Below are 11913 nucleotides of genomic sequence, written 5' to 3' on the forward strand. Positions count from 1 at the left end.
TGATGTTTTGAATTTCACTTGAGTCTAATCATGGCAGTGCAATACAAAAAAGAAGTCATTCGTGGGCAGGCATTGGTCATATTTATGGGCTTTGCGGCAGCGATGGTTGCTCTTTTTCTTGTTGCATTCAATTCTGGACAAGTGACCAATTCCAAGTTACGGGCAATGAATGCGGCCGATGCAGCGGCATATAGCGGTGCGGTCTGGCAGGCCAGAACATTGAATTTTGAAGCATATATGAATCGTGCGATGGTTGTGAATGAGGTAACGATTGCACAATCTGTCAGTTTACGGTCATGGACTTCTTACCTTGATCGTTTCGTCACAAACGTAAATTACATTACGCGGTTTATCCCGTATCTGGGTGCTGCAACCTCGGCAGTGCAGCGAGTGATTAGTGGAATAGACACCGCAGTTCAGCGTGCGTTACCCATTGCAGATATAGCGATGCGTGGACTGAATTTGATTGAACATCAGGTCGGGCAGGTAGGGTTAAATGCAGTTGGTACTGCAGTAGCACAAGATCTAGCATTAAACGTCGCACGCTTAAACGGCGCTGAGTTATCTCCAGCCAATGTGGAACTGTTTTTAAATAATGAGCGGAAGTGGCTCGGTTTTACCCAAACATATAGTAAATCTAGCGGCCCGGGTGGTCGTGAGGGCCGCACCCGAATTCGTCAGGTCGCATTAGATTCACGTGATGGTTTCACTACAGCACGTGATTGGAAGGAGGGCCTGTGGCCAGTGTTTGAATTGCGTAAACAAGGCGGTACGGATTTGATCAATTTCGATTCATGGAAAGGTTTAGATTCTGCTGAGCTACGCACCAGTTGGAATTTTGTGAAGGGGAGATGGGATACTCGTGTTCCGTTGGGTTGGGGGGGGGCGCAATCTTATTCTCCGAATTCAAAAAGTCAGGTAGGTCGTCATGGCAACACTAATGAATGGAGTAACCAGGATGGCCGACTGGCGAATGCTGAGGCAAACGGAAAAAATTCTAAAAATATAAAAACGGAATTTCAGGGATATCGCGATCTCAAAGATCTGAAAAAGCCGCCTTATCAACCGAAAGATCCTTATAAATTGCCATTTTCTGTCGAAGTGGTCATTAAAAAAGAAGCCATACCGGTCGCTGGCACGGCTCTCAAAGCCAATGTTGCATTAATTGATGGTAGCAAATTAAGCGCTGATCCCAATTTTGGCGGTAGCGGCGTGTATGCATTGGCGACCGCATGCGTGTCATTTGAGCGTCCTTACCGGTCGCCGCGTCAAGACGGAAAAGACGAGTATCCGAGTTTATTTAATCCTTACTGGCGAGCCTCATTAGCTACTGACGGCAAAGATGCGCGCTTGATCGTGGATCGCAGCAAGGGATTAATCTCAATTCCAAATTTATTAGGTGGGGACTCCACATGCAGTTAAGAAAAAAACATTGTCAACTCAAGAAAAGCATTGTTCTGACACTTGTTATTGGCCTTACCGCTTGTGGGAGTAATTCCGGCAGTTCAGCCAATCCGGATAGCAATAACAGTAGCTCAGCGGGATCGGGTTACGAGGTGGTAACGGTGACAAAGCCTGAGAACCTTGCGCAGTATCGCGACTGGTATAAAAATGGTTATGACGCCTGCGTCGGTTTCGCGCAAATAAGAAATCTGCCAGTCAAGCCGTTTATTGATATTCCTGCTGATTTTATTATCGATAAAGATACATACGTCAGCGATGGAAAAAATTACTCGCATACAACGGTCAGTAGCGTCATCAAGGTCGACATGACTCCGGAAAGCGGCTGTGCCTCGTCGATCGCAAAAACGGAAACATTACGTGTTGTGAACAACGGAAACAGCTATCACATTGATGTTCAGGAAAATGGCGAGCGTGTCTCGCAGCCTGTGCAAGCAGAGATTAAAGGTGGCGAGGAAAATAGCGCAATCTATACCGATGCCAAGGTGGTCAATGGCATCCCATTGAAATGCTTGCCAGAAAGTGCGACGACGCAAACTGTAGGTCAGGTTTGCATGATTCAAACTCAGGGTTCGACCAAGTTTATCGGCTACGACGGTAAATACGTGGCCGGTTATGTCAGGGCATTGACTGCAAAAGATCAGTTTGGTGTCGTCATTACTGAACCGGTTTCGGTGAAAGTCAGCGCGTCCATAGACCCCAAGGTTTTCATTATCAAATAATGGCACAGTTGGCGCACAGTCGATTTCAACAAGGACAAGCCATGATGGAATTTCTGGTATTTGTCGGCGTCGCAATCAGCCTTTTTTTAGGCATCTTATATCTTGGTAAATTCCATGATATTCAGGCGCATACGATCCAGGCCGCTCGCTACGCGGCATGGGAAAGGACTGTGCACGATAACGCCAATTTCTCGGACACAAAACTGGAAGGACAAATCCGCGCGCGGATATTCAGCTGGAATCAGAATACATATAAGGCGGCGGACATGAAAAGCAATGGTCAGAGTTGGGGGCGGCAGACCGCATTTTGGACCGATCATGTTGATAAGCAACGGCTGATTGATAAACCGCAAGATGTAACAGTCGCAACAGCAGCTGCGCCTCTGCCAGGAAAAGCAGCTGCTGCCATTGCCAACTCGATTGGAACGCTTGATAAAACTGTCGGTAAGCTGACAGGTGGTGAGGCGCTGAATCAGGGTGGTTTATACACCAGTACCGTCAATGTTAAATTAAACAATATTGCCGCTTTGCCCGATCCGCTGAATCAACTAAATCTGACACTAAAAGAAACCTCGTCATTAGTCACTGATAGTTGGGATGCTGATGGCCCCAGGCAAACCGCGATGCGAACCCGCGCTTATACACCAGCGTCTGCATTACAAAATATCAGCAGTTTACTGAGCGTCGTCGACGGCTTTCTGGCAATACTGGAACCGAGTTTTTCGCAATTCAAACCTGGTCAAATTTGTCCTGACATCGTTCCAGCAGATCGCCTATCTAGTCCTTCCGTATTGCCAGTGTATAAGGGAGGTGGCCCATGCTATTGAAGCTCTTGAGTTGCAAAACACAGTGTCAATACGTGTTGATCAACTTATTGTCGATCATCGCTTTGCCATGTCATGCGGGCTGGCAGGACACACCCGACAACTTGCGTCTGCAAGCAGTCGGCGAGGATCTCCGTTTGAACGGAACGCCAATGAAAATTAAAGCGTTCACAGCTGATTTGCCGATGGAAAGTGTGCTTAAACAGGTGCACGACAATTGGGAAAAACAAGCTGACCGGAGTCCTGTGACAAGAACAAAAAATATCAATTGGATCGTGTTGAATCAAAGCATAGGAAATCAGCATCGAAGTTTTCAAATACGTGAAATCAGTGCGTCAAAAGTCGAAGGCTATGTTGCGCTGACATCTCCACAACAAACTACCGAACCAAAACTAGTCGTACGACTGCCCTCGGATGTTCAGACCGTATCAATTATCGATTCAGGTGACGGTGGAAAAATATCGCAGCAAATTATCGCGGTGTCACCGCGCTCTATTGATGCCACCGTCAGCGCTTTGGAAACATCTCTCAAAGCAGCAGGCTGGGAACGTCATGTACTGAAAAAAAACGGCACTTTAACAACATTTTCAGCGAACCGTAACGGACAAGAATTTGATGCTCGCCTGAGTGCACAAAAGGCGGGCACCTTGTTAATGATGAATACGATAGTGCAGTCTAAATAAAGAAGAGGTTTTGATTTATGGCGACAAGTAAAACTCCATTCAGTCCAGACTCAACCAACAAACAAACTCAGAAAGGTCAGGCAATGATCGAATACGTGATTGTAACCGGTGTGTTAGTTGCGGTTTTGTTTGTTCCTCACGAACTGACCAACAACATGGCACCAGCTGATTATTTGGCACGTTCGATCGCTACATTTTTTCGTGGATTCAGTTATCTGATTTCTGTTTTTTAATCTAATTGTCAGTTCATTTCCTTGAAAATCTCTAAAAATACCCTGTTGCTAGGTGGTGCCGTTACATTAGGCATTTTGTGCTTCGTTGGCGCCCAATACTACCTGCGTTCTTATTTGTCCCAGGCTGAGTCACGTCTGGCAGGTTCCTATAAAACGAAAAAAGTGATTGTTGCTGCAGTAGAGTTACCAGCAGGCAGCACTTTATCTGCAGACAATCTTGCGGTTCGTTCAATTCCTGAACGTTATCTTGCCAGTAGCGTGATTGAGCCGGAAGCTTTGGATTCAGTTGCCGGTCAACGTTTAATCAACGCTGTGAAACCCGGTGATCCGATTGACCGCGGTGGACTTGAACGCAGTGACCGTGCGGCCTTGTCGACCACGATCCAGAGCGGTGAGCGTGCAATCACGTTTCCAGTTGATGAAATCAGTTCTATTTCAGGGATGCTGATCCCTGGTGACATTATTGATTTGATGTTTACCGGCTCGTCACCCGTTCCGAACGGAACCCCAAGCAGTCAGTTCAACGCCGCAGAGTTTATCAGTGGCACGCAGAAAGAACAGTTAAATGTGCGTCTGATTTTACAGTCAGTGCCCGTTCTTGCAACCGGGAAAATTACCAAAAAGCAGACCATAAGAACTGAAAATGGCGCGCAAAAGGAAATCGATGTCGACTTTAATACTGTCACATTGAAAGTGAATCCGACCGACGCACAACAAATTTTATTAGGTCAAAAATTAGGCCAGTTGACGGCGATTCTGCGAAATCCAGACGACAAAAAGGCGTTGGGGAAAATGGTACTGGACGAGGCAACATTTAAGCAAACTGCGCAAAACCATCGCAGTAATCCAGCTGAGTTTGTTGAAATTATTGTCGGTGGTACAGGGAAAACAGGTGGCGTAAAAATGCAGAGTGAAGTTGGAAAAAATCCGTTAGCAGAGGCGCTGGGCACACTGATGCAACCACAGGTTGAGAAGTCGTCTGCAAATGCTGCCGTTAATTCTCTGGATGTGAAGAGTCGTTTAGGTATTACATCGCAGCCTGTACCAACCAGTGATACTCCTTTTTCAAAACGTAATAGTAAAAACGGATGAATGACGTGATTAAAGTATTTTTATTGATAATCAGTTTCATGTTATCGAGTGTTATGACTGAGGCTGTTGCGGCATCTTCAACAAACGAAATTGAACTGTTTAGCGGACAAGCGCAAGTATTGCCCATTGCCGTCACCCGCATTGCTGTCGGTAACGGAAAGATTATTTCCGTATCTATTGTTTCGCAAAATCAGTTGCTTATTTTGGCTGAAACGCCAGGCGTTTCAACTTTACATTTGTGGATGAAAGATGGCAGCCAAAAGGAAATGACCGTATTTGTATTAGAAGCAAATATGAAAAAAATTCTGGATGACGTTAATCGCCTGCTTGCTAATGTCGAAAATGTCAAAGCAAGAATAGCAGGTTCCAAGATCGTGCTAGAAGGCGAAATGGTGAGCGACGTTAATCAGGAAAGAGCGCAGGCCATTGCGAAAATGTATGCAGAACACGTTGTGAATTTCATTGGAAAAATTGGCTGGGAGAAAATGATTTATCTCGACGTCAAAGTTGTCGAGTTAAGCACCAAAGGTGCACGCGATCTTGGAATACGCTGGGATTCGTCGGTAAACGGTCCGCATGCTGGCGTGCTGGCAGATTTTTATAGCAATGATCTCTACCGTTACGTGCCTGGTGTGCAATCCAGTGGTCTAGACCTCACACAGGTACCCTTGCCTGGCAAGGTCTGGCCGCCGAAAGGCTTTGTCACGATGGCGTCGCTGATCACTTCCCGAATCAATTTACTGGTACAAGATGGTGAAGCTGAGGTATTGGCTGCGCCAAGCCTGACGACTCGCAGTGGGTCGAAAGCACGCTTTGTTTCAGGCGGAGAAATCCCGATTCCTATCGTAGGTGGCTTTGGACAGGCCAACGTCGAATTTAAAGAATACGGCATCATTCTCGAAGTCACGCCGGTTACAGATAAATCCGGGGCGATTTACGCCAAGGTAGACGTTGAAGTCAGCAGCGTTGACAAATCGGTGAGCGTACTCGGTATTCCTGGATTTTTGAAACGGAAATCGACTGCTGAATTCAATTCTAAGGAAGGCGAAACCGTGGTTCTGAATGGCTTGTATTCCTACGAAAAATCTGCCGACACGCAAAAAGTGCCGGGAATGGGCGATGTACCATTGGTGGGTGGGCTGTTCCGAGACAAGAGCAGCAATATTTCCAAACGCGAAGTCGCGATCATCATCACCCCGAGGCTGATACAGGCGACGCCAGATCCTGATAAGGAAGTCAAAGATATTAATGCGCAGAAGTTATTCGATACGAATAAAAACATACGTGATCGCGAGATGTTACCGAAACCAGCATCCAGTTTGTCCATCACGGAGTAAGTTATGTTGACAGTTGAATCGAAGCGGCATGATGGTGTCGCACAGGAATATCGTATTGAAACCGCTTGTATTCTCGGTTGCGACGCGGCATCGTTGATTCCCTTACCGGCATCTGCAGGTAAGCGCGCATTGCGGGTGTTGACTGAAAGCAGTGGGGTTTTCAGTATTGTTGATCTGGGTTGCCCTACAGGCGTCTTTGTCAATGGTGAACGTATCGTGCGTTATGGCCCTTTGAGAGTTGAGGATGTGATTGTCGTCAGTGGGCAAACTCTACGGATCAAGTCCTTGAGTGCTAATAAAATGCAGAGCATAAACGCAGATACTGCGTTTATGAATCCAAGTTCAGATATTGCAACTGCAGAGGTATTACCACTTAAGCGTCCTCCGACGATGGCTGAAAGCAACGCACTACCAGAAAGCGTTGCCGAGGAAAAAAAACTGACGACTCAATTAAGTGTCGAAGATCGTGCGCATCAGTTAGCGTTGTCAACGAATGCCGGCATTTTGCATGCGGAGTTGATTAAGACATTGGATCTACGTCGGCAAGACGTGACGCGCATGGGTGATGTGGAATTGCGTGCGGTCGCAAGTAAGCTAATTAAAGAGTTGATTGATAAATTGCCGTTGCCAGCACAGACTGACCCGCATGAGCTTGAAAAGTTTGTGCTGGATGAAGCGGTCGGACTAGGTGTACTAGAAAGTCTGCTGGCAGATCCCTCCGTAACCGAAATTATGGTGAATGGGGCGGAAGATATTTTTGTCGAAAGGGCTGGGCAGTCGCGTCGTTCCGATATCGCATTCAGTAGTGAAAAAGCATTGATGGGCGTGATTGAAAGGATTGTTTCGCCTATCGGTCGGCGGGTCGATGAATCTACACCTCTATGTGATGCGCGTCTGAAGGATGGTTCGCGGGTAAATATCGTCATTCGCCCGATTGCGCTGAAAGGTCCGTCAGTATCGATTCGTAAATTCGCTCAGCGTCGCTTACAAGTTGATGATTTAGTGAAATTCGGGTCGGTTGACGAAGGAATGGTACGTTTCCTTAGAATTTGCGTTGAGCAGAAAAAGAACATCATTATTTCTGGTGGTACCGGCTCAGGTAAAACAACTTTACTGAATGTCATATCCAATTTGATCCCACCATTCGAGCGTATTGTCACTATCGAAGATGCGGCTGAGTTGAAGCTCTATCACGATAATTTGGTTACATTGGAAGCCCGTCCAGCCAACGTTGAAGGACGAGGGCAGGTAAGTATTCGCGAACTGGTAAAAAACTCCCTGCGTATGCGCCCGGATCGTATTGTAGTAGGCGAATGTCGTGGTGGTGAAGCCTTGGATATGTTGCAGGCGATGAATACTGGTCACGATGGCTCGCTAACTACAGCCCATGCTAATTCGCCGAGGGATATGTTATCTCGTCTTGAAGTCATGGTCTTGATGGCTGGCATGGATTTGCCCGTCACAGCGATTCGAGAACAAATTGCTTCTGCCGTGCAGATCATCGTTCAGCAAACCCGTTTTGCTTGCGGTACCCGTAAAGTTACGAGTATTACAGAGATCACCGGTATGGAGCGCGGTGTAATACAAATGCAAGAAATATTTCGCTTTCAGCGCTTGGGATTTTTTGATGATGGCAAGGTGCGAGGTCAGTTTATGCCATGCGGCTATGTGCCGACCTTCTACGAAGAGTTACGTGAGCAGGGTGTTGATCTTGATCTGTCTATCTTCGGGGCTGACAATGAAGAAATGAATCGTCATGTGTCGGGGCAGGTTGGCAATGCTTAGTCCTCTTCTGCCATCCGTATTTGCATTGGGATTTGCGCTGAGTGCGATTCTGTTCGCCTACGTCGTATGGAAACTTGGGCATCATCTGATACAGCGCTATCGGGATAATGTCTTGAGCAGCACTAGCTTAAAGTTATCTGACATGTTCATTTTTCTGGACACAGCCATCCTGATAAAAATAAGTGCAACTGCTACTTTCATCGTTCCGTTGTTGTTGCTCATCATTACCGGAAATCTTTTGCTGGCAATCGGCGGTGCCGCCTTTTGCTTGTTTGGCCCATCATTTTTCCATAAGCGATTAAAAGAAAAACGTCGAAAAACCCTGATACGACAGTTGCCGGACACGCTTGATTCCCTGGTGGGGGCTTTGCGCTCAGGAATGAGCTTGCAGCAGGCGCTGGGATTGCTGGCCGAGCAATTACCGAAACCATCCAATCAGGAATTTGGATTGGTTGTCCGTAAGTTGCGTATGGGTGTCTCGCTTGACGATGTGCTGGAAGAGTTGGAAAAAAGGATAGAGTCGCAGGAATATACGATGTTTACGACCAGCATGCGAATTGCGCGTGAAGTGGGTGGCAATCTGACTGAAGCATTGGAGCGCCTTGCTGACACCATGCGTAAGAAACTGGCGATGGAAGACAAAATAGATGCCCTAACGTCGCAAGGAAAAATGCAAGGAATAATCGTCGGTTGTCTGCCGCTCTTTCTGATGTGGGCGCTGACTGCGATGGAACCTGAGGCGATGGCTCCAATGTTTAATACGTTATTAGGCTATGGTGTTTTGTGCGTCATCTTTATGCTGGAATTTGTCGGCTTTATTTTGATACGAAAAATCGTGCGTATTGACGTTTGAGGAGTTTCTCATGATCGAAATTTTATTGCCCTTGCTGTTTGCGCTAGCCGTAATTTTTAGCATTTGGTTTGTACTACGGATCGTCAACGCGGTGCCAGAAGAAGACCGGACCTACGCAGATAAACCTCCCAAAATGCTGCAACGCATTTGGCCGTTGATCACTATTGTGACGTACTACGTTGGTAGTTATTTATCGGTTGAGTATCGCGAAAAAACTATTCGCCGACTGCGTAAAGTAGAACTCGACTATGCGCTGTCCCCTCAGCAGTGGTTCGCGTCAAGGATTGTGTATGCGTTGATATTCTTTCTTATTACTTGGCTGCTTGCTCTGTGGCTGGGCTCAGGCGGTTTGATGTTGCCTGCTTGCGCAATGGTCTTCGGTTTTTTTTATCTCGAAATCTGGTTGCGCGACAAAATCAAAGTTGTCGAAATTCAGGTATTAAAAGGACTGCCAAATTTTCTTGACATGCTTACTCTGGCAATTGAGTCGGGTTGTAATCTGACTGTCGGTATCAATATCGCCGTCGAAAAAACACCTGATTCACCGCTGAAACGTGCTTTCGCCCGCTTGCTTCGTGAAGTGCGTTCTGGTCGTACCAGGATAGATGGTTTGCGGACATTGGAAGAACGTATGGATATATCAGTTGTTACCTCGCTGACGAGTGCATTGGTGCAAGCGGAAAAAACTGGTGCCAGTCTGGGGTCGGTTCTTCGTGCGCAGTCGACTCAGCGTACGAATGAGCGTTTTGCGCGAGCCGAGAAACTAGCGATGGAGGCACCAGTAAAAATGTTAGGGCCTTTGATTTTGTGTATTTTTCCTTGCACCTTCGTCGTACTCGGCTTTCCTATCGGGATGAAGATGATGAATGCATTCCAATGAAGAATTTCAACGATGAATTTAATTGAGCGAGACATTATGGCCGTAGCAAAAAAAATATTTTCAGTAACATTGATTCTGCTTATCAGTGCGACCTTGGGTGCTTGCGCGAACCGTACCAGAGGTTCTGAAAACATGGGGCAACAGCAAACGCTGACGCCTGTAGAAATTAGTCAAATCAGCGCCAATGCAGAGCAGGCAATGGCGATGCAGGATTACCACAAAGCGATACAACTGTATCAGACCGTTGTGAAGGTTAATCCTACTGTGGCTCCCGCCTGGTTCCGTCTGGGGATTGCCTATCTACGCAGTGACCAACTGCAACAAGCGCAGCACGCATTTGAAGAAGCTCTTCGCGCTGATCCTAAAATGGATAAAACCTATGCGAACCTAGCGATGACTCATTTATTGGAATTCAGAGTAATTGCGCAAAAGGCGCTGCAAAGCGACCAGGTATCGGATGCGAATCGTTCGGCGCTGCGCTCGCTGATTGCAGATGTTGAACATACGCTAAATCTGCCTGCACAAACACAGGCTCCGTTATCCAAGTAATCATGGCAATTCCATCGCTCAAAGCATTGAAAAGGCAATCTGGCGCGACGACCGTCGAATTTTATGTGCTTGCCTTTTATGTGTTGTTTCCGTTGATCATGGCCGTCATGCAAATGGGATTGTTGATTGTTGCAAAAAATACTGTGAATCTAGCGACATTTACGGCGGCTCGTGCTGGCGCAGCATCGGGAGGGGATCAGTCTGAAATGAAGCGGGGTTTATTAAACGCGTTAAGTCCTTTATATGTTGCCCGCGGTTTGGGTGCATTGGGCGGCAGTGGTTTGCGCGACGTCAGTAATGGCAATTTTACGACGGTGATGTCGGCTGCATATGCCAGTGCCGCTATTGATTGGGCGCTGCATAGGAGGACAAATAGTTTGACTGTGTTGAATCCGACCAAAGCTGCCTTCAAGGATTTTGCTATACAAAATCCGCATACCAGCGGACGTGTTATTCCTGTGACTAATCTGATGAACGATATGAGCGTTGGTTCGTCTTCGGGAGAGACCCGGGCAGACGCCTTGCTGTTAAAAATTGAAGTCAGATATTGTTATAAGATGATATTTCCTGTGATTGATGTACTCGTAGGAACGATACTAAAAGATTTCAGCTCGGGCGGTGATAAATTGTGCTATGAAAGCCTCGGTATTCCTATCGTTTCGCAGGCTGTAATACGTATGACTACGCCACCGGTAGAGAGCAATTTCTGATGCGCAACTGGAGCAAACTTATCGCGATCAGCGATCTGCATATCGATGTCGCCGGGAATTTTTTTCAGCGATTTTTGGGCTTGATGGGACGACGCTCGCTGCACGACGATCGTGCTTTGCTGATTGTCCCTTGTTCAGATATCCATACGGCATTTATGCGGTTTCCGATTGATGTCGTGTTTATTGATCGAGATGGCTACATTATCAAGATCGTACATCGCTTGCGACCTTGGAGATTTGCGCTGGCTCGGCAAGCCTATGCCTGCCTTGAACTCAATAGTGGCGCAGCTGAACGCTATCAGTTACAGACGGGGCAGTCTCTGCTACGCAATGGCATGTTTCAGCGGCCAGTGAATATATGAGAATTCAGTTTAATCATAGCTGTATTGCCGCAATGTTGTTCTTTTGTGCGCATCCTGATCTGCGTGCCGAAATATTTACTTATGTCGATCCAGCTTCTGGTGTGACGTTGATGAGTAATGTGTCGCCGACAGTAAATCAGCAAATAGAGAATAGCAAACGGATATCGAATCATGGTCGCGTAAGTCAGACTAGTCCTGCAGTACGACCGGTGAATTTTCCAACGGTAAGTTCGCAAACGCAAAAGGAACGGGATAACGACCGGCGCGCTATCTTGCGGAAAGAATTGGAAAACGAACAGCGTAGTGCTGATGTCGCGCTTGTGCGTCAGGAACCTATCAGTGTATTGCATCGGCACTTCGAAAACATTGCAGCATTAAAGCGTGAGTTGGGTGCATTACCCCCTTAATTTTGGCGTAGAAAA

General features: G+C 46.8%; 14 protein-coding genes. All 14 read left to right on the top strand.

What is annotated here, in order from left to right; genetic code table 11:
* The first annotated feature begins 30 nt into the window (after nt 1-30).
* The 14 genes from H8K29_RS04265 (at nt 31) to H8K29_RS04330 (ending at nt 11898) form a co-directional block, all read left to right on the top strand.
* Nucleotides 31-1422: a pilus assembly protein TadG-related protein gene (locus tag H8K29_RS04265; RefSeq protein WP_186896504.1), complete on the top strand. Its 1392-nt coding sequence runs from the start codon at nt 31-33 to the stop codon at nt 1420-1422.
* A gap of 143 nt (nt 1423-1565) precedes the next feature.
* Nucleotides 1566-2183, top strand: coding sequence for a hypothetical protein (locus tag H8K29_RS04270; RefSeq protein ID WP_186896505.1), 618 nt, complete (start codon nt 1566-1568; stop codon nt 2181-2183).
* Nucleotides 2184-2224: 41 nt separating this feature from the next.
* Nucleotides 2225-3010 (top strand): hypothetical protein, encoded by a 786-nt coding sequence (locus tag H8K29_RS04275; RefSeq protein ID WP_186896506.1) that lies wholly within the window; start codon nt 2225-2227, stop codon nt 3008-3010.
* Nucleotides 3001-3690, top strand: a complete 690-nt coding sequence (locus H8K29_RS04280) for a hypothetical protein (protein ID WP_186896507.1) — start codon at nt 3001-3003, stop codon at nt 3688-3690. Before H8K29_RS04275 ends, H8K29_RS04280 begins: the two co-directional genes overlap by 10 nt.
* 17 nt (nt 3691-3707) lie before the next feature.
* Nucleotides 3708-3923, top strand: coding sequence for a hypothetical protein (locus tag H8K29_RS04285; protein WP_186896508.1), 216 nt, complete (start codon nt 3708-3710; stop codon nt 3921-3923).
* 45 nt (nt 3924-3968) lie between these two features.
* The gene (cpaB, locus tag H8K29_RS04290) at nt 3969-5015 is read left to right on the top strand and encodes a Flp pilus assembly protein CpaB (protein ID WP_255423259.1); all 1047 of its coding nucleotides are present in this window, start codon (nt 3969-3971) and stop codon (nt 5013-5015) included.
* A gap of 38 nt (nt 5016-5053) precedes the next feature.
* On the top strand, nt 5054-6352 hold the full coding sequence (locus H8K29_RS04295; RefSeq protein ID WP_186896510.1) for a type II and III secretion system protein family protein: 1299 nt from the start codon (nt 5054-5056) through the stop codon (nt 6350-6352).
* 3 nt (nt 6353-6355) lie between these two features.
* Nucleotides 6356-8137 carry an ATPase, T2SS/T4P/T4SS family gene (locus H8K29_RS04300; RefSeq protein WP_186896511.1) on the top strand — a complete coding sequence of 594 codons (1782 nt, stop codon included), beginning with the start codon at nt 6356-6358 and terminating at the stop codon, nt 8135-8137.
* Nucleotides 8130-8990, top strand: coding sequence for a type II secretion system F family protein (locus tag H8K29_RS04305; RefSeq protein ID WP_186896512.1), 861 nt, complete (start codon nt 8130-8132; stop codon nt 8988-8990). The genes H8K29_RS04300 and H8K29_RS04305 overlap by 8 nt, the downstream gene beginning before the upstream one ends.
* 10 nt (nt 8991-9000) lie before the next feature.
* Nucleotides 9001-9870: a type II secretion system F family protein gene (locus H8K29_RS04310; protein WP_186896513.1), complete on the top strand. Its 870-nt coding sequence runs from the start codon at nt 9001-9003 to the stop codon at nt 9868-9870.
* Nucleotides 9871-9882: 12 nt separating this feature from the next.
* Nucleotides 9883-10419: a tetratricopeptide repeat protein gene (locus H8K29_RS04315; RefSeq protein ID WP_186896514.1), complete on the top strand. Its 537-nt coding sequence runs from the start codon at nt 9883-9885 to the stop codon at nt 10417-10419.
* A gap of 2 nt (nt 10420-10421) precedes the next feature.
* Nucleotides 10422-11129: a TadE family protein gene (locus H8K29_RS04320; RefSeq protein ID WP_186896515.1), complete on the top strand. Its 708-nt coding sequence runs from the start codon at nt 10422-10424 to the stop codon at nt 11127-11129.
* Nucleotides 11129-11491 carry a DUF192 domain-containing protein gene (locus tag H8K29_RS04325; protein ID WP_186896516.1) on the top strand — a complete coding sequence of 121 codons (363 nt, stop codon included), beginning with the start codon at nt 11129-11131 and terminating at the stop codon, nt 11489-11491. The genes H8K29_RS04320 and H8K29_RS04325 overlap by 1 nt, the downstream gene beginning before the upstream one ends.
* On the top strand, nt 11488-11898 hold the full coding sequence (locus H8K29_RS04330; RefSeq protein WP_186896517.1) for a hypothetical protein: 411 nt from the start codon (nt 11488-11490) through the stop codon (nt 11896-11898). Before H8K29_RS04325 ends, H8K29_RS04330 begins: the two co-directional genes overlap by 4 nt.
* Nucleotides 11899-11913 lie beyond the last annotated feature (15 nt).

The organism is Undibacterium sp. CY21W (genome assembly GCF_014284265.1).
In the GTDB taxonomy this organism is placed as follows: domain Bacteria; phylum Pseudomonadota; class Gammaproteobacteria; order Burkholderiales; family Burkholderiaceae_D; genus Undibacterium; species Undibacterium aquatile.